Origin of the sequence: Moraxella sp. K1664 (assembly GCF_039693965.1) — a bacterium.
Lineage (GTDB): Bacteria > Pseudomonadota > Gammaproteobacteria > Pseudomonadales > Moraxellaceae > Moraxella.
Window position 1 is genome coordinate 1797766 of sequence record NZ_CP155576.1, and the last position, 22681, is coordinate 1820446.

A 22681-nucleotide genomic window follows, 5' to 3' on the forward strand; every position below is an offset into this window, starting at 1 on the left:
TTCCTATAAAATTGTAAATAAACCAAATCAGTTTAGCATTTCATCATCATCTCGTCAAATGCTATGATTTAAATAAATTAATAATCTTGTTGCCATGCTCGATTGACAGTGTCATAACCCAAGACTTTATCAGACATCAGACGGTTTAGCTTACCGCCACTGGTAATGCCATTTAGGCGAATCTCTGCCATGACAGCATTGTCCGCACCTGCTTCGGGGTTTAGGTCGTTACGATAACGGCGAGCATAGACTGACAACCCATAACAGCAGTCTTCGTAATTGACCCCAACCAAGGCATCGAGCAGGCGGTCGTTTTTGTGGTCGTATTGGGCTTGGGTCATGACACGCCAGCGGTTGTTGATGGGAAAGACAGCGGATGCGGTATAAGCCGATAGGGCAAGCTGACCGGTGGCAGGGTTATCTTTACGTTCGATGATGCCAAAGTTATACAGTTGGTTGTCACTGGGTTGATAACGTAGCTGAGCGACGATGGCACTTAGGTCGTAGCTGGGGGTAAATGCCCCGCCAGCTTCTACCCAAAAGTTATCCGTCGGCTGAGCAGAAGCTCGCCATGCCAGCCCTGATGTACTACCTGTAAAGGTTTGACTGTCATCCACGCCCACACGAATGTCATCCAAATAAATCTGCTCGGCAATGCCCCCGTCAAAGCGAGTCAGACCTGACCCATCCACATAGCGATAATGCAGGGCGGGGGTGATGGCGTGCAAGTCGCCAATGCGGTCATAGCCTAAGAGCCACGAATCAGACAGCAGGCGGTCGTAACTAACCTGCCCGATGGCGGTCTCGAAGTTGGGGATGTTGCTTTGGTCTTTGTAGGGGGTGTAGGTGTATTTTAGGCGTGGCATGATGACTTGATGACCGCCCAAGCTGTCGTCATATAGCCCAAAGGGGGAGCCCGCCTTTTCAAAAAACAGCCCCGTATCTAACCCAATCCTAGGGGCGAACACCGAATAAGTGCCTTCGTCTTCGGTGAGATTTTGTCCGATAAGGCTGTCTTCATCATAAGATGTATACAGATGTGTCAAGGCAAGCGATGGCGTGGCATAGCCCCATGAGCGAGTCATCGGATAGCTTGCTGAGAGCTGGTTGTACATGCGAACGCCTGATTTTTCCGTATCGGAGTTGTCTTTGATGGATTTTTTAAAATAGGCAGAGTTGTGAATCCCTTCTACTTTTAGGCGGTTTAGCACGTCAAATTCATTGACAAGTTTTGGCAAGCGATAATGCACTGACAACTGGGGCAGGCGTGAGTAGGGCTTGTCTTTGTCTAAGATGGTCGTGCCGTCGTTATTTTTACCATGCAATGTCTGAAAGGTCTCAGCTCGCAAATCGGCACTGATATAGTCATTATAATAGCTTGCTCCGATGTTGCGTGGTAGGTTAAGTGGGTTGCCTTCGATGCCAAGCGTGTCAAAGTCATTAAGATAACTGCTGTCCGAGACGTAGCGATAATGAGCGTAGGCGGACAGATGGGGGTGGCGTTTGGACTGCCAATAGTGGTCATAAAACAGGCTTTTGCGGTCTTCGCCATTATATTTGCGGTCATCGGGCAAAAAAGAGCCACGCAATACGCCCGCCCCGACGTACTGTGTCAGATAGCGAAACTCGCCCGTGAGCATGGGATTTTTGTTACTAAACACCGTGGGCGTGATGGTGGCATCATAGTTGGGGGCAAGGTTTAGGTAATAGGGTGTGCTAATCTCAAAACTGTCCGAACCAAACCCTGCCGTCGGCAACAAAAAGCCACTGGCACGTCTGTCATCAATGGGAAAGTTAAAATATGGCAAATAAAAGACAGGCACGTTACCGATTCTTAGCGTGCTGTTTTTTGCCACGCCACGCCCTGTGTCATTATCGATGTCAATGCTACTGGCATCCAAATGCCATTTGCGTTCGGTTGGCGGGCAGGTGGAGAACATGACGTCCTGCATGTGGTATTGGTTGTCGCCGACTTTATTTAGGGTGTGGGCATGCCCGTGGGCGTTCATGGTGGTGCTGGCAAAAGCGACATCATGAGCGGTGGCGGTTCTGCCATCATCGGCATAGTATAAGTTATCGGCAATCCCGATAATCCCTGCACCGCTTACCTTGCTACCGCCAGTGCTGGGCGGTCGGTCATCACTAAACAGCACTTGCCCTGTGGCACGCATTTGCCCTGTGCTGGGCTGATAGATGAGCTTGTCAGCGACGATTTGCTGACCGTTTTGTTCGATGATGACATTGCCAGCAAGCTCGGCGTAGTCTTTATTGTCATAGTAGCCGTAGTCGGCTTGGGCGTAGAAAGTATCGTTATCATCACCATGTCCCCGATAGCCTAGACTTTGGCTTAGGCTCTCTCGCTTGGGCTGTACCCACACCCCTTCACAGCGTGCCACGTGTCCGCCTGTGCTTGGCTTGGCGTGATAATATTGGGCAAGTTTGGTAAGGCTTTGGCTTTTTTGTGTGTTGGCATGATGGTCTTGGCTGATGTTCTCACTGCTGATAAACGTGGTGTTTTGATTGCTCTTACCGTCTTGGCTGTCATGCACGCCATGAACATCTGATGTGACAAATGATGTGGGTTTTGAATTATTATTTGATTTGTTACTTTGTTTGTTGTTTGTCAATTTGTTATCAAAATATGGGTTATTATCAAGATATGGGCTGTCATCAAGCGGTGGGTTGTCCCGTGTACTGTATTCAGGGCTGTATTGGGAACTGTGCGAAGTGACGGCGTGATGAGACAGATGAGCAGGCTTGGGCTGAATGATGGTGGGGGCAGAATGGGCAGTTTGGGTGTCATTGGTGTTGGCAACAAATCCCAAACCGTCATCAGTTGTATTGGTCTCTACCTTTGTCCCTGCGACTGCTTGAACGGTGGCAGGCGTGGGCGTATGGCTCATCATGCTGTTGGAGCTTGGGCGTGTGATGTCATCAGATGTCACAAAACTTTGGGCGTGACTTAGGGTGGGCAATACGCCAAACAATGCCATGCCGACACAGATGGTCAATTCGTGTTTTTTGCCAAAAAAATCCTGCTTTTGTCTGTCCTGTTTGTTCTGCGTTGCCTGTCCACGTGTCATGATGTTACCTGAATTGACTTAGGGTGATTTTTAAATGTGGTTAAAGTTGGTTATTTTACCCTATTTTTGATTTAAAATTAATAGGGCGTACCTACCCTTGATAACATTTTTAATGAAAATATAATGAAATTTAGTGATTTCAATCCATTTTTGCATGAAAAATGGCTATCCGACCACTTAATCGTGTGAATTTTTAAGATTTTAACTTGATTTTTAAAATTAAGTGGTCGGATTGTGGCTCGAAGTCAAAATCCTTGTTGATATTGCAATATCAACTGCGGACTTTTCCTTGAAAAACGTGCGATTTTTCTCATTTTTCATTGCAAATACCAAAGGCAGGCACGCCCTAGTTTTTATCATTTCTTATAAAAATGTGCCAGTAAAAAATAATGCACCGAAAATGACTGGTGTAACGCCCAAAAATCCGCTAAACTATGGCACCTACTTAACCATTTAACCAAATCGTTTAACTAAGTCATTTAAATTAACGATTTTAACCATAAGGGCATACCATGACTCGCCATGATGAGATGATGAATTTTTTAAACAATCACCTAACCGCTGGTTTTACGGTAGAGAGCTTGGCAGGGGATGCCAGTTTTCGCCGTTATCATCGCATTCATTTTAAGGTGGCAAGCGAACACGATAAAGACGAGATGACCTATCTTTTGATGGACGCTCCGCCTGACAAAGAGAGCGTGACCGAATTTGTGTTGGTGGCAGGTATCATGAGTGAAGCGGTGAATGTGCCTGACATCATCACCCAAGATATCCCCAAGGGTTTTTTATTATTACAAGACTTTGGCACGACCGAATTTGCCCATTTAATCAAAGATGATAAAGCAAATATGGCTCGCTATTATCAAAAAGCCTATGAGACATTAATTAAATTGCAGGGTTTGGATATTAATGTTGATTTGCCAGCATATAGCGATGAGAAATTAAATGATGAGATGGATTTATTTAGTCAGTGGTTCTTGCCGTATATTAATGTGGTATTTACAGCCGATGATGAGTTATTATGGGAGCGACTAAAAAAACAAGTCATCACTGATGTCCAAAGTCAGTCCAAAGTCATCGTTCATCGTGATTATCACAGTCGCAATCTCATGCAAGATAAAGCGTCCGATGAGCTGGGCGTGATTGATTTTCAAGATGCGGTGATTGGGGCGGATACTTATGATTTAGTGAGTCTGGTGCGAGATGCGTACATTGATGTGGATGAGACGTGGGTGAATGAGCAGATTGGGGTCTTTTATGAATTAAAAAATCCCAACATGACTTTGCATGACTTTACCAAAAATGTCAATATCATGGGCGTACAGCGACATCTAAAAGTATTGGGGATTTTTATTCGCTTGTATCAGCGAGATGGTAAAGAGCGTTATTTGCAAAACATCCCCAAAGTGATGAATGATTTGTGCCATGAGCTTAACTGGCTAAGTGAACAGGGCGATGATGATGTTTATACCGCTTTTAATGAATTCATTCAGCAAAAAATCCTACCTGCTTATAATCAGGTCTTTGTATTAGAATAAATAAATGAAAGTAGGATGATGATATGATAAATTGTCCTATTTTCATTTTGATATTTTTAATTTTAAATTAATATACTTAATTTTATTTGAGTTAATTAATTTAAAAGTCTCAATTATTGTATAAAAACTTCATTCTCAACTTAAAATGGTAATTTGTTGATTATTCAATAACCATTTTTGGGTGTAGGGGCGAATTGCAATTCGCCCTTGATAAAGCAATCGCTTACATAAAGTTGAGAATAGGGTATATTTATAAAAGGCAAACCATGATAACCCAAGCCATGATTTTATCGGCAGGCAAAGGCACCAGAATGCGTCCTTTGACCCTGACCACGCCCAAGCCCCTTGTGATGGTGGCACAAAAGCCCTTGATAGTGTGGCACATCGAACGCCTAAAACAGGCAGGCATTACCGATATTACTCTAAATGTCGGTTATTTGGGTGGTGTGATTATTGACTTTTTTCAAGATCGTGATTTTGGTGTGAATATTCACATATCCGATGAGAGTGTCCTGCCCGAGCCTTTGGAGACGGCAGGGGGCATTCGCTATGCACTGGCTCATGGAAAGCTAAGAGATGAGCCATTTTTGCTCATTAATGGCGATGTGTGGAGTGAGTTTGCGTTTGATGGGCTGGCTCATCACAGCCTTGGCAATCATCTGGCTCATCTGATGCTGACCGCCAATCCCGAGCATAACCCCACGGGCGATTTTGCTTTGACACAGATGTCGGTAGGGGGGTCGGGCAGGGTCGGACTAAAGAGCGATGATGGTAATAACCACACCTTTGCTGGCATTAGCGTGATGTCGCCACAGATGGTGGCGGGCGTGGGTATGGGCGAGATAGCACCACTGGCACCGCTATTGCGTTCGGCGATGGTAGGCGGGCGTGTCAGTGGCGAGATACTGAGTGACAAATGGGTCGATGTCGGCACGATGGAGCGACTGCATGAAGTGGAGCAGTATGTTCGGGGCGTTTGGTAAGAACGGGTGGGAGAATTTTATAAAATAGTTTTAAAAAATAATTTTATAAATTTCAATGGTTTATAAATTTTATTTAAAATTTCTCAAAAAACCATTTGACACCCACCAAAAAATCTATATAATACGCACCACAACGAACGACATACATAACAAATAAACATGGTTTAAATTATTTGTTTAAAGAGTTAAGTAAGTTAAGTTCGGGCGGTTAGCTCAGTTGGTAGAGCGTCTGCCTTACAAGCAGAGGGTCAGCGGTTCGAATCCGTTACCGCCCACCATTTTAAATCTTTTATGGTTAAAAAAGATTAGTGACCTTAGCAGCGGTAGTTCAGTTGGTTAGAATACCGGCCTGTCACGCCGGGGGTCGCGGGTTCGAGTCCCGTCCGCTGCGCCATTTTTAACTGGTTTTTCCAGTTTAATCCCCTAAGTCTCCCCTGACTTGGGGATTTTTTTTGCCTTTATTTCATACACTAGGGCGTGCCTGCTTTTTGTATTTGCCATAAAAATGAGAAAAATTGCTCGTTTTCAAGGAGATATCAAAGGCGGCGTACCCTAATTTCTAAAATTCTAAAAATAATACAACAGCTTCAATGGTTGTTTTATTGACGCAGTTTGGCGTCTTCTTCCGCCATAATCTGCCGTGCCACATGAATGATAAGCTGTCTTAGCCATTTATGAGCAGGGTGGTGTTGTAGTAGGGGTGACCACGCCATTTTAAGCTCAAATTCTGGAATGAAAAATGGCGGTTCTTTGACCACGATTTGTGGATTATTTTGGGCTTGTAGGTTTGCCACACGAGTGGGTAGCGTGGCAATCAAATCTTTGTTGGCGGTGAGCATGGCAGGCATTTGATAATGACGGGTAAACACGCTGATTTGGCGTTTTTGTCCCAGTCGCTGTAAGGCTTGGTCGATGGAACCTAGACCGCCTGATTTTTCAGGATTGACCCCAAAACCCACGCCCATGCCCGTTTTGGATACCCAGACGTGCTGAGCTTTTAGGTAATTTTTTAGGTTAAAACGGTGCAAATGGGGCGACTCTGCCGACAGCAGACAACTAAACGTATCACGCCATACCAGCACCTGATGAAAACTCTGCGGTATCTCATTAAAACGATTAATCGCCAAATCCACTCGCCCCTGCTCCATGTCTCGATACGACACATCGGATGGGGTCAAAAAGTCCAAAATCACGTTCGGGGCTTCGCTTCTAAGGGCTTTGACAAGGCGTGGCACAAGCGTGGCTTCGGCATAGTCCGATGTCATAATCCGAAACACCCGAGACGTGCTATACGGACGAAACTCGGTGCGTGGCTCCAACAGCGTCCCCACGTCCGAGAGTATCTCACGAATGCGTGGCTGTAACTCGCTCGCTCGCTCGGTGGGGGTCATGCCTTCGGACGACCGCACGAGCAAGGGGTCATTAAACAGTGAACGCAACCTGCGTAAAATATTACTCATCGCAGGCTGAGTAATGCCAAGCTGTTCGGCGGCACGGGTAACGTTTTTTTCACGCAGTAATACGTCTAGATAAACAATCAGGTTTAAATCAACTTTTTGTAAATTCATAATTGCCCTTTTTATGTTTTAAATTTAATGTAATTGCATGGTTTGGTTTTTGGTGATTTGTAAAACACCGTCAATCGCTTGATAAGATTGTATTTGTTTGTCCAAATCAGTTGCCGTGATTTTTACCGCCACGGCATTCATATTTTGATATAAATAAATAATTTCATCGTGATGATGATTGATGTGTGTTAATAAATTGTCTTTTTTATCTTTGTCAAAATAAATAATAAAAACATCCGACTGGACGGTTTGTGTGATTTGCTCTATTTTATTATTGGATTGATAAGGGGTATTTACGCAAGCAGTTAATGTGATAATAGGAATTAGTAATAAATATCTCATAAATTGCCTTTTTAAAAGATGAAAATATTTTTGACAAATAGGCTAAATGATTAAAACTTGTGTCCCCACATCAACCATATCATACAGCCACACCACATCATCATTTGTCATACGGATACAGCCATGCGACATCGGCACGCCCATAGGCTCGGTATCGGGTGTGCCATGAATATAGATATATCGGGCGTGGGTGTCGCACACCGTACCGTCTGCGGTTTTGCCCAAATTATAGCCTTTCTCCACACCTTTTAGCCACAAAATCCGACTTAAAATCCAGTCCCTATCAGGGTTGGTTTGCCCCAACTCATCATCATATATCTCGCCTGTAAACACCCGTCCGACAAAGACGGCATTTTTGGGGTATTCGCCCCCGATTTTGTTGTTAATGATATGTTTGCCAAGTGGCGTACAACCTGTATTTTCAAATTGCCCTGTGCCATTTTTGGCGGTGGAGACAGGCAGAGTTTTGATGAGCTTATCATCATCAAATACGGTCAGGGTTTGGGCGGTGGTGTCTATTTTTAGGGTTATCATGGTTTTAGGGTAATCATGGCTTTATGATGACTGGGTTATCAATTTTAAAAATGATGACTATTTTAAAATTTATTAGTTTAGCAAATTTTTAAAAATTTTTCGCCTATTTTTGTGAAAATTTGCCAAATTTTTAAAATTTTTACCCTAAGATTTGCCAAAAGTGTTATAATTTTTTAAATTACATTCTTTTATTTTATGAAAATCGGAGTTGATATGAGTAGCACCATTTTAGAATCTTTGCCTGTTGGCGAAAAGGTGGGGATTGCATTCTCGGGCGGTTTGGATACGTCCGCCGCCATTTTGTGGATTAAGCAAAAAGGGGCAATGCCTTATGCTTATACCGCCAATTTGGGGCAACCCGATGAGTCCGACTACGACTCAATCCCTGCCAAAGCCATGCAATACGGGGCAGAGAAGGCTCGCTTGATTGATTGCCGTACCCAGCTTGCTCGTGAAGGCATTTGTGCCATTCAGTGCGGAGCGTTTCACATCACGACAGGTGGTATGCCGTATTTTAATACCACCCCGCTCGGGCGTGCGGTAACAGGCACGATGCTTGTAACCGCCATGAGCGACGACGGTGTGGACATTTGGGGGGACGGCTCAACCTATAAAGGCAACGACATTGAGCGTTTTTATCGTTATGGGCTACTGACCAATCCTAGGCTTAGAATTTATAAGCCTTGGCTAGATGAGACCTTTATTGATGAGCTTGGCGGACGGGCTGAGATGAGTCAGTTCTTAATTGATAACGGCTTTGACTACAAAATGAGCAAAGAAAAAGCGTATTCTACCGATTCAAATATGCTTGGGGCGACACATGAAGCCAAAGATTTGGAATTTTTGAACGCCAGCCACAAAATCGTTGAGCCTATCATGGGTGTACGCTACTGGGACGAAAGCGTGGAGATTAAGCCTGAGACCGTTACGGTGGAGTTTTTTGAAGGCAATCCTGTGGCGTTAAATGGCGAAAAATTTGACGACCCTGTGGCACTCATGCTAAAAGCCAACGAAATTGGCGGACGACATGGCTTGGGCATGACCGACCAGATTGAAAACCGTATCATCGAAGCCAAATCCCGTGGTATCTATGAAGCCCCTGGCATGGCTCTCTTGCACATCGCTTACGAACGCTTGGTTACAGGCATTCACAACGAAGACACCATTGAGCAGTACCGCATTAACGGACTGCGTTTGGGTCGCTTGCTCTATCAAGGTCGTTGGTTTGACAGTCAAGCCCTAATGCTCCGTGAGACCGCACAGCGTTGGGTTGCCAAAGCCATTACGGGCGAAGTGGTGCTAGAACTTCGCCGTGGCAACGACTACTCTATCCTAGACACCAAGTCGCCGAATCTCACTTATGAGCCTGAACGCCTGTCTATGGAAAAAGTGGAAGACGCAAGTTTTACCGCAACCGACCGTATCGGACAGCTGACCATGCGTAATCTTGACATTTCAGACACCCGTGCCAAACTCGGCATTTATGCAGGTGCAGGACTGCTCGGATTATCAGGTGGTAATGCCGTGCCACAGCTTGAAAGTAAATAAGTCATATCAACCAAAAGAGCGAGCCTAAGTGTTTCGCTCTTTTTTATTGAAAAAATTTTTAAAAATAGTCATGGATTGATAAAATTTTTTACAAAAATTTGTTATACTAATTACCTTTTTTGATGTCATTAACCTGTCATTTTTATCCACTTTTAAAAACATATTTTATCAATTAAGGACAACACGTGCGTGCTTTAAATGCCATTGACCATGTATTTTTGATGCTTGAAACTCGCAAGGAGCCGATGCACGTTTCGGGTTTGTGTATTTTTGAGTTGCCTGACGGGGCGGGCGATGATTTTTTGGCAAAGTTGGTGGCAGATATTGAAGTAACTCGCACCAAGCCGAGCTTTCCTTTTAATCAAGTGCTAAGCAAGGGGCTGTTTTGGGAGAGAGATGGGGATTTTGATGTCAATCATCATTTTCGCCATGTTGCCCTACCCAAACCTGGTGGCACCAAAGAGCTGACCAACTATATCTCACGAGAGCATGGGCTGATGTTGGACAGAGCCAAGCCGTTGTGGGAATTTCATCTCATCGATGGGCTTGCCCCTGCTCATGACGGTGGCAATGCTCGCTTTGCGTTATTTTTAAAAATTCATCATGCGATGACAGATGGCATTGCCGCCATGCGACTGCTTCAAATGTCGCTCTCAGCATCCAAAACAGAGAAGATGACCGCCCCGTTTTGGTCGTTATCCACCAAATACCGCAGTCAAATCAACACCATCTTACCCATTCACAAACCGCCCCTAAAAATCATCAAAGAACAGCTTGCCACTATCTATCCTGTGGGGCGAGAGTTGGTTAATAGTATCAAAAATCACTTCGGGGAAAAAAATCCACATTTCACCAGCACCTTTGATGCCCCCAAGTCCATCTTAAACCAAAAAATCAGCAGTTCACGCCAGCTGGCGTTCGTCTCATTTGAAAAAGGGCGATTTGCAAAGATTGCCGAGCATTTTGGGGCGACGACCAATGATGTCCTGCTTGCCATCTGTGCAGGGGCGTTGCGTGAATATCTACTTGCCCAAGATGCCTTGCCTGCCAAGCCACTCATTGCCTTTGTGCCGATATCGCTTCGCCGTGATAAAAGTGCCATGGGCAATCAGCTCTCGTTCATTCTCACCAATCTTGCCACGCACAAATCCAACCCTGCCGAGCGTCTTTTGAGCATCAAGGCAAGCGTGGATGATGGCAAACAACGATTTTCTCGCATGAATCAGGCACAGGTCATTAATTATAGCTTGCTTGCTTATGGCATGGCATTTGCCAATCTAAGCACGGGCGTGATGCCGACCCGCCAAGCCTTTAATCTCATCATCTCAAATGTACCGGGAGATAACACCCCCATGTATCTAAATGGGGCGAGACTAACGGGGATTTTCCCTGCATCGGTGCTACTAGATGGGCAAGCACTCAACATCACGCTGACCAATTATCAAGACAAGATAGATTTTGGCATTACCGCTTGCCAAAGTGCCTTGCCACACATTGAACAGCTGACCCAATTGTTGGAGCAGGAACTGTTGGTGTTTGAAAAACTGTTACTAAAAGAGTAGAATAAAACCCTTATGCCACCTGTCGTTTGGGCGTTGCATGCGTGATGGGCGTGGTTAATTTGGCTAGGGTTTGGACAATCATGTCGTTACTGATGGTGCGTGTCCTGTTGCCATGAATGACGGTCATGATGGCAGGGCGAGTGCAATGAGTGGCTTGATGATGAGCGGTTTGGCGAGTCATGGTTGTACCTGTCTTAATTAAAATTAGTGGCGGGTTACAGGTTTAGTGTAGCTCAATTAAGAAGCAGGAACAACCATTTTTCGCCATTTTGCTTGATAAATTGTAAATAGATGTTTCGTTTATGACTGGTTGATGACAAACCCTGATGATTATCGTAAGCTCTTTGGTAGAGAAAAGGTAACATTCTCTTCGATGCCCGACAGCTCGGTTGGTGTATCCGCCCCCCAGTCTTGTAGGGTGTCTAGCACTTCTTTGATGAGCACTTCGGGGGCAGACGCACCTGCGGTAACACCCACACGATCCACGCCATCAAACCACGCCCTATCCATCTGAGAAGCGTTATCAATGAGATACGCCTTTGCTCCGAGTCGTTCGGCAAGCTCTCTTAGACGGTTGGAGTTCGATGAGTTGGGTGAGCCGACCACCAGTACAATCTCACATTCTTTTGCCAAAGATTTCACCGCATCTTGGCGGTTTTGAGTGGCATAGCAAATGTCATCTTTTCTTGGAGCGTTGATTTGGGGGAATTTGTCTTTTAGGGCATCGATGACTTGAGCGGTGTCGTCCATGGATAAAGTGGTCTGCGTGACAAAGGCAAGCTCTTTGTCCGCCCCAAAATCCAAATTCGCCACGTCATCCACATCTTCGACCAGATGAATGCGACCGCCAAAACTGGTGTCAAACCGCCCCATCGTGCCTTCGACTTCGGGGTGTCCTGCGTGTCCGATGAGAATGGCGTCCATACCGCCTTTGGCAAATTTGCCAACCTCGATATGCACTTTGGTAACCAAAGGGCAAGTGGCATCAAACACAGTCAAATCTCGGCGTGTCGCTTCATCTTCGACCGCCTTGGATACGCCATGAGCGGAGAAAATCACAATCGCCCCATCAGGTACTTCGTCAAGCTCTTCGACAAACACCGCCCCACGGCGAGCCAAGTCTTCGACCACAAATTTGTTGTGGACGACTTCATGGCGGACATAGATGGGCGGATTAAAACGGCGTAAGGCTTCATTGACAATGGCAATGGCACGGTCGACACCAGCACAAAAGCCACGGGGATTGGCAAGTAGGATTTGCATGAAAAATTTCCAAATAACTCAACATCAAAACGGCTTACTTTACCATAATTTGTCGTTTTAAGATATGTTAATTTGTGTTATAATTTCTCAACATCTATCATTTATTTTGTTAAATCAAGCTGGTTGAGTCTATGAATGCACCAAACCCCACCCAAGGCACGCTTTTTATCATCACCGCCGCCTCAGGCACAGGCAAGACATCACTGGTCAAGGAGCTACTCGCCACTACCAAAAATCTCGTGGTCAGCGTCTCGCACACCACCCGTGAGCCTAGACGTGGTGAGATTGATGGCGAGCATTATTATTTTACTGACACAGATGAGTTCATCCGTTTGGTGGGGGAGAGTGAGTTTTTGGAGCATGCTGAAGTGTTTGGCAATTATTATGGCACCAGTAAGACAGCGGTCAATGATTTGCTCGGTGCGGGCATGGACGTGATTTTGGAGATTGATTGGCAAGGGGCGTTGCAAGTCAAAAAACTCATTCCCCAAGCGGTGATGATTTTTATCCTACCGCCAAGCCGCGATGCCCTGCGTAGCCGTCTGATGAACCGTAACCAAGACGCCACCAAAGTCATCGAAACCAGACTGGCAGGGGCGGTGCGTGAAATGCAAGAGTATGTAAACTTTGACTATGTGGTGATTAACGATGATTTTGGTGTAGCTTTATCCGAGATAAAAGCCATCATCACTGCCTATCGCCTTGCCATTGACAAGCAAACGGTACGCCATGAAAAATTAATCAGTCAGTTATTGGTGAGTTAGGGCGTGCCAAACCTTAATTTTCCGCTTTTAAAATAGTAAAAATCTGTTATAATAGTAGATTGTTATCAATGTAAAGAGTGTGATTTATGGCACGAGTGACGATTGAAGATTGTTTGGATACGGTAGATAACCGTTTTGATTTGATTTTGGTGGCGTCAAGACGAGCACGTCAGCTTGCCACAGGGCGTGCCGACCCATTGGTGACTCCCGAAGGCGATAAGCCAACTGTGCTTGCTTTGCGTGAGATTGCCGATGGTCATGTGACCCGTGCGATTTTAGATAAGCCCGAAGAAGTGTATGTGAAAAAAGAACCGCCACCGTTTGACCCGATGGCTAACGGTTTTTAAAAAATCGTATACAACCCTAAAAACCATGCTTTTGGCATGGTTTTTTTTGTTTTGTCATTCATTAAAATTTCTGATTTTATCATAAAAATAAGTCCATAAAAATGGATAATTTTTCCTTGACAATTTAACGAAAAACTGATTAATTATAAGGTTCGGATTGGGGGTTTTTCGGATACAGCCATACCCCATTTCCAAGAGCTTTTTGTTAGGGCGTGCCTGCCCTTTATAACACTATTTACAATTTAAAAATTTAGAAGTAAATCAACCATTTTTGCATGAAAAATGGCTAAATCTTGTTTTTCTGCGTCAAAAACTTGTCTGATAGAATAACTATCAGCCTACGTTTTTTCCTTGAAAAACGTGCGATTTTTCTCATTTTTCATTGCAAATATAAAAGGCATGCACGCCCTAATTTAAAACCCAATTAACACGTTACCGAGCCAAACCAATCATGTTAGCCAACTACCACGCCGATAATATCCCCACACGTTTTAGTCATCCTTTGGTGGATGAAGCCAAAGACAGTCTGATGAATGCGGTCAGCTACTTAGATGCCAAAGAGCGGGCGGACGTGCTACGGGCGTGCCATTTTGGCGACATGGCACACATCAAGGACAAACGCAAATCAGGCGAGCCGTACATCACGCACCCCATTGCGGTGGCGGAGATTTTGGCGGGGTTTTTGTTGGATAGGGATTCTATCATTGCCGCGATTTTGCATGATACGGTAGAAGACACCGAAGTCACCGATGAGCTGGTGGCAAGTGAGTTTGGCGAGACGGTGGCACGACTGGTGGATGGCGTGACCAAACTAAAATCAGGCAACATGAGCAAACAGCAGTCACAGGCGGCGACCTTTCATAAGATTTTAAATGCCACGCTCATAGACCCCCGTGTACTCATCATCAAGCTGTCCGACCGCTTGCATAACATGAGTACCATGGATGCGGTGCGAGAAGAAAAACAAAAATCAACCGCTCGTGAGACGTTGGATTTTTATGTGCCGTTCGCTCGCATTATGGGGCTAAACGACATCGCTGACTACATCGAGCTTTTGTGTTATCGCAACCTTAACCCTGTCATGTATAACAAATTTAATGACAAGCTGTTGCAACATGGTTTGGGGCGTAATTTTCAAAAGATTGAGATTAGCACTTATCTACAAAACCTACTAGGACATCTAAACCTAAAAGGACATGTGCAGGTGCTGGACAACCGTACAAGCATGTATCGGCAATTCTTTAAAAATCGTGGGCAAGCCAATCGCTTGATTCGCCAATATGATTTTGAAGTGGTGCTAGAAGACATCGGGGCGTGCGACAAACTGGCGTATCATCTCATCCAAAAGTTTGAAATCGCTGACCGTAACATTCAGGACAATATCCGTAAACCCCTAGCAGGGGGCAATCAGTCGCTGTCGCTGATTTATAAAAAAGATTACAACTTTATTAAAGTCACGCTCATGACCGCGCGCATGAAAGAAGCATCTCGCTTGGGCGTACTTGGCAACAGCAAAAATGACATCAGTCAGTCCGTGATACAGGCAAGTTTGCGTAATATGAAGGATTTGGCGGCGGTCGAAGGCGAAGATGCAGAAACATCGCTCAAAGTCATTAATGAGCTCATGAGCTATCTGCATGAGCGTAAAATCGTCTGTTATAGCCCCCAAGGGCGTGCCTATGAGTTACCCCGTGGGGCGACAGCGTTGGATTTTGCCTATGCGGTCGGGCCTGCCGTGGGCAACATCGCCACAGGGGCGGACATTAATGGCGAGCATGGTAAGCTCGGGTTGGTGTTGGCTGATGGCGACACGGTGAGTATTGACATTGACAAAAATGCCACGCCCAAGGCAGACTGGCTTGGTTTTGTGGCGACCAATAAAGCACGCAATGAGATTTTAAAATTCCTAAAACGCCTGCCCCACGACCAAAAAGAACATTATGGCAAAGAGGCCTTGATGCGTGCCTTAAAGCCTTATGACAAAACACTAGATGACTTGTCCGAGCAGGACTGGGCGGATATTTTGGCGTGGCGTGGCGTGGCAAGTCAAAGCGATATTTTCCTGCAAATTGCCACAGGTACGCTACTGCCACAGTTGGTTGTCTCTCGTCTGTTTAGTGAAGAAGTGGATGTGGCAGACGGGGCGGAGATTACCCAGACCAAGCATTTATTGGCGGGTATTAAGGGCGTGGAGATTACCTTTGCCAAATGCTGTAACCCCATGTATGGCGATAGTATCGTCGGACACCTGTCGGCACGTCAAGGGCTAACCGTCCATCGTCATAAATGCTATTCGCTAGAAAACATCAGTGTTGAGAATCCTTATCAGGTCATACAGCTCAACTGGAAGTCGGATATCAAGCTTGACCATACCAACTCAGTTGGACAGTTGCATTTTCCTGCCACGCTCAAAATCCACGCCATGCTAAATGAAGAGCAGATGAGTCAGGCGATTTATGAGCTGCGTGATTTGAACATTGGTATTGAGCAGACATCTGTCAAGGCAGATGAGAAATCAGGTGGTGGGGTCGGGGCGACCTTTATACAGGTGGTGGTGCGTTCCCGAGCTCATTTAGAAGAAGGTATCATGAAGCTACGCCAAGTGCTGGGCTATCCTAGTATCATGCGACTGTATCAGATGCCGACCTAATACCACGTTTTTGTACAAAAACAAACCCTGCCAATGTGCAGGGTTTGTGTTGGACTATGCCATGATGATTTGGCGGGTTAGCGTTTGATGGCACGCTCATAGATGGCACGGTTCTCAGGCAGGAGTTTTTCCATTGCTTGAATGCGACTGTCGTTATTGGGGTGGGTGGAGAGAATGCTACCAACCTTACCACCACCTTGTTTGGCGTTCATCTTTTTCCAAACATTGATGGCGTCAGCGGGGTTGTAACCTGCCATCGCCATCAATCGCATGCCTAGGGCGTCTGCTTCGTATTCGTGGTGGCGAGAGTAGGGCTTATCAAGTCCGTATTCGTGTAACACGCTCGCCCCGAGATTGACCATGTCGGCATTATAGCCCGTGTTGGCTTGGACAGCGGCGGCACCAAGTTGTACCGCTAGGCTAGACAGGACGTTTGCCCCCATTTGTTTTTTACTATGTTCTAGTAAAGCGTGAGCCATCTCATGCCCAACAATGACAGCAATCTCACTCTCGGTCAAGTGATAATTCTGGGCCAGCCCTGTGTAGAATGCCATCTTGCCACCTGGCATCGCCCATGCGTTTTCTTTTGGGTCTTTGATGACGATCATCTGCCAATCAAAACGCATGCCTGTATTATTTAGAGAGTTGGCATGCGGTCTTAGGCGGTTAAAGGCACGCTGGATGGTTTTGGCGGTGTTTGATGTGGTATCAATCTGAGCTTTGCTGAGTATTTGATGGTAGTTTGATCCTGCCTGAGCATTTAGGGTTTTGCTGTCCATGCCTACCATATCAGCAACGGTTGTGCAACCTGATAAAGTCAAAATGACACTAAGTAGGGTAATGCTTGATTTTTTCATAAAGTATCCTGTAAGCATCCTTATCCCATCTGTCCTAAGAGATGATTTGTTGATTATCATAGCATTTTCAAAATCTAAAAACAATACGGCGAAAGAATGATTTAACAGTAAAAAATACTTGAATATTTGGCGTATTTTGTTTAATATGACAAATATCAAAGCAATCTGTCCACTCGGATCGGTTGCTATAAATATAACTTTTGCTTCATAAAATTCATAAAAGGAGATTGCGATGTGCTGTCATATTGACCTAAACTCAAAAGATGAAGTTGCTCACTTTTTGGGTAAGACCGAACCGAGCATTTTGCCAAAAACCTCTGATAATGTCGCAGGCAATATTGTCTATACTGGCAAGCCTGCCATGAGTCTGTGGGATGAAATCGTGGCTTATTGGCAAGCCAATAAAATAAACAAACAAATAAATACATAAAGATGACAATCAAACATTTAGCATAAACATTGGCATTAACTTTTTAAATGATAGGAGCTGTCCATGCCAAAACAAATCATTCATACCAATGACGCCCCAAAAGCGGTGGGTACATACTCACAAGCTGTCAAAGTGGGTAATACCGTCTATGTCTCAGGTCAAATCGGACTTGACCCTGCTACCATGACCTTGCGTAATGGGTTCACCGCCCAAGCCAAGCAAGTATTTGATAATATTGAAGCCATCGCCCGAGCTTCTGGTGGCAGTTTGGCGGATGTGGTTAAGTTTAATGTATCACTGGATGATTTAAATAATTTTGATGAATTAAATCAAATCTTTGAGTCTCGTCTGACCGCTCCTTATCCTGCTCGTGCCGCCCTAGAAGTGGCAGCCTTGCCAAAAGGAGCATTGGTAGAGATTGAGGCGATTTTGTATATTGAATGAACTTTTTAACTCATCGTGCAATCGTACATAAGGGCGAACACCGCCCTTATTTATTTGGTGTTTATTTGGTGTTAAAACATATCCATCTTATGGTATGTGGGATATTTGCCATAAAAATGTCTGTTTAATACTCTGATGTTTAATAATGCCTTTATTTATAATGTCTTGTTTTTGTAAAGATGACACTATGTTAATCCAAGTTGCTCTGCCTGTACCGCTTTATCGTCTTTTTGATTATCGTGTGATAGGCGTGTTGCCCAAGGTGGGTGTGCGTGTCAAAGTACCATTTTCTCACCAAGAGCTGATTGGTATCGTGGTGGGGCATGTTCATCCTAATGACAGTGATGTGCCACAAAATAAGCTAAAATCGCTCATTGATGTGATTGATGATGAGCCGATTTTTGATGAATATTTTTTTAAACTTGCCAGATGGCTGTCATCTTATTATCATCATCCATTTGGCGATACGATGGCGGTCATGTTACCCACGCTTATCAAGGCAGGGGTGGATGTTAGTGATGACATACGGCGGTATCGGGTACCTGCCCATGTTGATGATGATTTTGTCAAAAACGTGTTAAGCAAAACCGCCAAAAAACAGCACGCTGATTTTGCCGTTATCCGTGACAATCCCAATGCCACCAAACACGCCTTGCGTATGCTTGGGGTGACGGAGCGGAATTTGGCATTATTTGTCCAAAAAGAGCTGATAGAATGTCACACCGCCCCAAACATACCGCCTCCGCCTGCCCAAGTAGTGCAAAAGCCACTGACCCTAAATGACGAACAACGCTCGGCACTGACAGAGATAAGCCAATGCATACATGATGGGTGTTATCAAGGCATACTGTTAAATGGTGTGACAGGCTCGGGCAAAACCGAAGTGTATCTACAAGCGATGGAGCAGGTGTTGGCACAGGGTCGGCAGGTGCTGATTATGGTGCCTGAGATAGGGCTGACCCCACAAAGTCGGGAGCGGTTCTCGGCACGCTTTGGGGCGAATGTCGTGGTGTTACATTCATCATTAAACGACAAAGAACGGCTGTCGGGGTGGCAGGCGTGTCGGCAAGGTCAGGCTCAAATCATCATCGCCACACGTTCGGCACTGTTTTATCCCTTTGCTAATTTGGGGCTGATTATCATCGATGAAGCTCATGACACAAGCTTTAAACAGCAAGACCATCTGCGATATCACGCCTGTGATGTGGCGTTATATGTGGGGGTGCTAAAACAAATCCCCGTGGTACTAGGCACGGCAACGCCCAGTCTTGAACAAATCAAGCTTGTCCGTGATGGCAAACTGCATGAATGCAAACTGACCAAACGGGCAGGGGGTGCGATACCGCCTACGTTTCGCCTTGTGGACATGAGAGTAGGCACGCTGTGGCAGACGGACATGGCAGGCGAGAGCCGTGATACTGAACTGGCTCATCAGACGGTGCAAGCGGTGCGTGAGACCTTAGGGCGGGGCGAGCAGGTGCTAATGTTCCTAAATCGGCGTGGTTATGCTCCGATACTCTTATGCGGGGCGTGTGGTTGGCAAGCGGACTGCGTGCGGTGTAGCAGTCATCTGACCCTGCACAAAAACCCCTTCAAAAAAGCACGCCATGCCAATGAGCAGTATCTGTATGATTATCTAAAATGCCATCATTGTGGTTATCAGGTGGTTACGCCCAAGGTGTGTCCGAGTTGTCATAGCCCAAATCTTGTGCATTTGGGGCAAGGGACAGGGCAGTTGTACGAAAGGTTGCATGGTATTTTTGCCAATCCACAAACCGTCCAAAACCCCTACCCCATCGTGCAGATAGACCGTGATACGGTGCGTGGCAAGGGGGCGTGGGACAAGCTGTATGAGCGTGTTAGCACAGGCGAGCCGATGATATTGGTAGGCACACAAATGCTGGCAAAGGGTCATCATTTTCCTAATGTGACATTGGTGGTGATTGTCAATGCTGACAGTGGCTTTTTGTCGCCTGATTTTCGTTCGCCCGAACACACCGCCCAGACGATAATGCAGGTGGCAGGACGGGCAGGGCGTGCAGGACGGGCAGGGGAAGTGCTGATACAGACCCTAAACCCTGATAATCCGTTACTGCTTGATTTGATACGCCATGGCTATGATAAATTCGCTCATGACTTATTGGCAGAGCGGTATGGATTGGGACTGCCACCGTGTAGCCATGCAGTACTGGTTCGGGCAGATGGTCATCGGCTTGATGTCGCCAAAAATGCCATCATCGGAGCAAAAAATCATCTGCCCCACGCCCATCCCTTTGCCGTGCTTGCCCCCATTGATGCCCCGATGGTCAAGAAAAACAACCGCTTTCATGTGCAGATGCTCATCCTTGCCAAAGAACGCAAAGTACTACATGATGTGCTGGCATGGTGGTGGCAGGACGTGCTTGCCCTGCCCAGCTCTCGGGGGGTCAAGATGGCGATAGACATTGACCCTGTGGGGTGGTAGGCTTGATAAAAACGCCCAAACGATGTGGTTTGGGCGTTTTGTTGTTGGGTGGTTATTGGGCGGTAGTGGATGAGACTTGGATTTTTTGCAAATCTTCAGAGAGCCATTTCTTCTGAATCTCTGCCAAGCGTCCGTTTTCTTTGAGCTTTTTGATGCCAGCATTGATGTCATCTAACAGCTTGGTATTTTGTTTATCCACAATAACCCCAACGTGAGCTTCGGCGACAGATTGGCTTTCGTAGGGATTGCTTTCTAAGTTGAGCTGGGGAAAACTTTTTGCAAAGTGGTCAGCGATAGAACCTTGGATGGCAAAGACGTCAATCTTGTCTTGGGCAAGAGCTTCGACCAAACTATAAGGGGTGGGGTACTCGGTAAGCTCAGCATAACCACCCACCGCTTCGATGTCTGCACGCTGTTTACCGCCAACGATGATGCCAACACGCTTGCCTGCCAACGATGTCAAACCATCATAAGTGCCAGAGCCTTTGACATAATTTTTGAAAGGATTTGTAAAGTTTTGTGTGTACGATAGTTTTTTTGTTAGGGCGTGCCTGCCTTTGGTATTTGCCATGAAAAATGAGAAAAATCGCATGTTTTTCAAGGAAAAAACAAAGGCTGTGAGTTTTCTATCAGGCAAGTTTTTATTATGAAAAACAATCCGACCACTTAACTGGGTAAATTTTAAGATTTTCACTTAATTTTTAAATTAAATCTCTTTCCAAACTAAAAATAAACCCTTATAAGTATTGGGGTTGAAGTTTTTAAAAATCCATAAAAATCAGGATTTGGAAAGAAGTCTATTAAGTGGTCGGATAGCCATTTTTCATGCAAAAATTGATAAAAGCGTTAAATTTTCATCGTTTTTATAAAGAATGTTACACCCAACGAATTTGATATTTACCACAGGCTTTGTAGGGACGTGCTGAGCACGTCCTTTGATAATACACCAATTTTATAGGCGTGCTCAGCACGCCCCTACATCCATACAGCATTACGTTTATAGTAATTTTAAAGTTTATTGGGTGTATCAACGTTCAACACGCCCTAATCTTTTATGTAAAAAATAAGTCATGCTAATCGGATGTTGGCATGACTTGTGTTGAAAAGATGGTTTTTTAAGAATCACTCTTTACGTGGCACGCTATCCACGTCAATGGCGTCTTTCATGAGTTCGTCGCTGATGGTTACGCCTTGATTTTGGGCGTGTTTGGGGCTGACATAGAGCGTGAGCTTGTTCATGACCTCAGGGGCGATGTCGGTAGGCTTGGTGCCGTCTAGGGTCTGGGCGACCAGTTTGGCAGTGGTTACCCCAAAATCAAAATCATTAACCCCAAGCCCTGCACTCGCCCCACGTCTGACACTAAACTCATCGGATGCGATGACGGGGATTTTTAACTCATTGGCAACCCCAACCATGGCTTCCATTGCCGATGCTACGCCATTATCAAGGGACGTGTAAATCAAATCGGCACGCCCGCCCAAAGCACGAGTGGCGGCAGCGACATCAGATGAGCGGTTGGCAGGCACGTCCACAAGGGTCATGCCACGTTTGGGTAGTTCGATGGCAAGCTGTTCTTTGATGACCACAGAGTTCGCTTCACCAGGACTGTATACAAAGCCGATACGCTTGGCGTCAGGCTTGATTTGGGTGAATAAATCAAGCTGTGGTTCGAGCGGTAGCTGGCTAGACAGTCCGGTAATGTTCGCTTGTAGGGCTTGGTTGTTATTATCGATAAGTTTGGCTACCACAGGATCGGAGACGGCAGTATAAATCAGGGGGATACTCTGGGTCGCCGCCGCTAGACTTTGGGCGGTGGGGGTGGTAATGGCAACGATGGCATCAGGGGCGTCGGCAGCGAACTGCTTGGAGATTTGCCCCATGGTCGCCATGTTGCCTTGTGCTGATTGGAAATTTACCGTTAAATTTTGCCCTTCTTGGTAGCCATTTTGCCCCAAGCCGTAAATCACCCCTTTTCTGATGTCATCAAGCGATGGGTGTTCCACAATGGCACTGATGGCAATGGTTTTGGGGGCTTTTTGGGTGGCGGTGTCTTGGGTGGTTTGTTCGGCAGGCGTGGTGGTAGGTTTGTCATTGCCACAGCCGGTCAGTAGGGTGATGGCGAGCGTTAGGGCGGATAAGGCGTACGTTTTCATAAAAATCCTTAATAAATAGGTTGCCTATACTCAACTTAATATTAGTGCTTGCTTTATTAAGGGCAAATGGCGATTTACCCCTGCAATTTAAAAACAATCATTGAACAATGAATAAGTTGTCATATTAAGTTGAGATTGGCGTTATATACT

19 protein-coding genes and 2 tRNA genes are annotated in these 22681 nt (G+C 45.5%); 12 read left to right on the forward strand and 9 right to left on the reverse strand.

Translation table 11 applies throughout. The features are described 5' to 3' along the window. Positions 1–77: 77 nt before the first annotated feature. Positions 78–3083 (reverse strand): LPS assembly protein LptD, encoded by a 3006-nt coding sequence (lptD, locus tag AAHK14_RS08995; RefSeq protein ID WP_227712964.1) that lies wholly within the window; start codon positions 3081–3083, stop codon positions 78–80. 512 nt (positions 3084–3595) lie between these two features. Between lptD and AAHK14_RS09000 the strand changes: the two genes are divergently transcribed. The 4 genes from AAHK14_RS09000 to AAHK14_RS09015 all read left to right on the forward strand — a co-directional run bounded on the left by AAHK14_RS09000 (position 3596) and on the right by AAHK14_RS09015 (position 5998). Continuing rightward, positions 3596–4621 (forward strand): phosphotransferase, encoded by a 1026-nt coding sequence (locus tag AAHK14_RS09000; protein ID WP_194092594.1) that lies wholly within the window; start codon positions 3596–3598, stop codon positions 4619–4621. Between the two features lie 266 nt (positions 4622–4887). Then, complete coding sequence (locus AAHK14_RS09005) at positions 4888–5604, forward strand: nucleotidyltransferase family protein (protein WP_065256468.1); 717 nt, start codon at positions 4888–4890, stop codon at positions 5602–5604. Positions 5605–5806: 202 nt separating this feature from the next. Beyond that, positions 5807–5882, forward strand: a tRNA-Val gene (locus AAHK14_RS09010). 39 nt (positions 5883–5921) lie between these two features. Further along, positions 5922–5998: transfer RNA gene (locus AAHK14_RS09015), tRNA-Asp, on the forward strand. Between the two features lie 205 nt (positions 5999–6203). Here AAHK14_RS09015 and AAHK14_RS09020 read toward each other — a convergent pair. The 3 genes from AAHK14_RS09020 to AAHK14_RS09030 are packed head-to-tail and all read right to left on the reverse strand — an operon-like array spanning position 6204 to position 8048. Next, positions 6204–7172, reverse strand: a complete 969-nt coding sequence (locus tag AAHK14_RS09020) for a LysR family transcriptional regulator (protein ID WP_194092595.1) — start codon at positions 7170–7172, stop codon at positions 6204–6206. A gap of 24 nt (positions 7173–7196) precedes the next feature. Then, positions 7197–7514, reverse strand: coding sequence for a hypothetical protein (locus AAHK14_RS09025; protein WP_065256466.1), 318 nt, complete (start codon positions 7512–7514; stop codon positions 7197–7199). Positions 7515–7556: 42 nt separating this feature from the next. Further along, on the reverse strand, positions 7557–8048 hold the full coding sequence (locus AAHK14_RS09030) for a L,D-transpeptidase (protein ID WP_194092596.1): 492 nt from the start codon (positions 8046–8048) through the stop codon (positions 7557–7559). Positions 8049–8243: 195 nt separating this feature from the next. Here AAHK14_RS09030 and argG point away from each other — a divergent pair, with 195 nt between their 5' ends. Both argG and AAHK14_RS09040 read left to right on the forward strand, forming a co-directional pair. Beyond that, complete coding sequence (gene argG, locus AAHK14_RS09035; protein WP_227514746.1) at positions 8244–9596, forward strand: argininosuccinate synthase; 1353 nt, start codon at positions 8244–8246, stop codon at positions 9594–9596. 185 nt (positions 9597–9781) lie between these two features. Beyond that, positions 9782–11158: a wax ester/triacylglycerol synthase family O-acyltransferase gene (locus tag AAHK14_RS09040; protein WP_065256463.1), complete on the forward strand. Its 1377-nt coding sequence runs from the start codon at positions 9782–9784 to the stop codon at positions 11156–11158. 10 nt (positions 11159–11168) lie between these two features. On the opposite strand, the gene AAHK14_RS09045 is transcribed toward AAHK14_RS09040, so the two are convergent. Beyond that, on the reverse strand, positions 11169–11339 hold the full coding sequence (locus tag AAHK14_RS09045) for a hypothetical protein (RefSeq protein ID WP_156065173.1): 171 nt from the start codon (positions 11337–11339) through the stop codon (positions 11169–11171). A 149-nt stretch (positions 11340–11488) separates the two neighbouring features. Next, entirely contained in the window at positions 11489–12421 is a 933-nt protein-coding gene (gene ispH, locus AAHK14_RS09050) for a 4-hydroxy-3-methylbut-2-enyl diphosphate reductase (RefSeq protein ID WP_065256462.1), read from the reverse strand. Between the two features lie 131 nt (positions 12422–12552). Here ispH and gmk point away from each other — a divergent pair, with 131 nt between their 5' ends. The 3 genes from gmk to AAHK14_RS09065 all read left to right on the forward strand — a co-directional run bounded on the left by gmk (position 12553) and on the right by AAHK14_RS09065 (position 16182). Continuing rightward, the gene (gmk, locus tag AAHK14_RS09055) at positions 12553–13185 is read left to right on the forward strand and encodes a guanylate kinase (RefSeq protein ID WP_062500267.1); all 633 of its coding nucleotides are present in this window, start codon (positions 12553–12555) and stop codon (positions 13183–13185) included. An 86-nt stretch (positions 13186–13271) separates the two neighbouring features. Then, a complete protein-coding gene (gene rpoZ, locus AAHK14_RS09060) occupies positions 13272–13532 on the forward strand; it encodes a DNA-directed RNA polymerase subunit omega (RefSeq protein WP_062500264.1) in 261 nt (86 codons plus the stop codon). Positions 13533–13983: 451 nt separating this feature from the next. Further along, positions 13984–16182: an HD domain-containing protein gene (locus AAHK14_RS09065; protein WP_194092597.1), complete on the forward strand. Its 2199-nt coding sequence runs from the start codon at positions 13984–13986 to the stop codon at positions 16180–16182. Between the two features lie 77 nt (positions 16183–16259). Here the strand turns inward: AAHK14_RS09065 and AAHK14_RS09070 are convergent, their stop codons facing one another. Further along, positions 16260–17039: a M48 family metallopeptidase gene (locus AAHK14_RS09070; protein WP_065256460.1), complete on the reverse strand. Its 780-nt coding sequence runs from the start codon at positions 17037–17039 to the stop codon at positions 16260–16262. A gap of 232 nt (positions 17040–17271) precedes the next feature. Between AAHK14_RS09070 and AAHK14_RS09075 the strand changes: the two genes are divergently transcribed. The 3 genes from AAHK14_RS09075 (at position 17272) to AAHK14_RS09085 (ending at position 20377) form a co-directional block, all read left to right on the forward strand. Further along, positions 17272–17469 (forward strand): hypothetical protein, encoded by a 198-nt coding sequence (locus AAHK14_RS09075; RefSeq protein WP_065256459.1) that lies wholly within the window; start codon positions 17272–17274, stop codon positions 17467–17469. 63 nt (positions 17470–17532) lie between these two features. Further along, positions 17533–17913, forward strand: a complete 381-nt coding sequence (locus tag AAHK14_RS09080) for a Rid family detoxifying hydrolase (protein ID WP_065256458.1) — start codon at positions 17533–17535, stop codon at positions 17911–17913. 187 nt (positions 17914–18100) lie between these two features. Then, a complete protein-coding gene (locus tag AAHK14_RS09085; protein ID WP_156065171.1) occupies positions 18101–20377 on the forward strand; it encodes a primosomal protein N' in 2277 nt (758 codons plus the stop codon). A gap of 52 nt (positions 20378–20429) precedes the next feature. Here AAHK14_RS09085 and AAHK14_RS09090 read toward each other — a convergent pair whose 3' ends face one another. Beyond that, complete coding sequence (locus AAHK14_RS09090) at positions 20430–20948, reverse strand: transporter substrate-binding domain-containing protein (protein WP_172823650.1); 519 nt, start codon at positions 20946–20948, stop codon at positions 20430–20432. 551 nt (positions 20949–21499) lie between these two features. Next, complete coding sequence (locus tag AAHK14_RS09095; protein ID WP_083108308.1) at positions 21500–22531, reverse strand: ABC transporter substrate-binding protein; 1032 nt, start codon at positions 22529–22531, stop codon at positions 21500–21502. Positions 22532–22681: the final 150 nt, after the last annotated feature.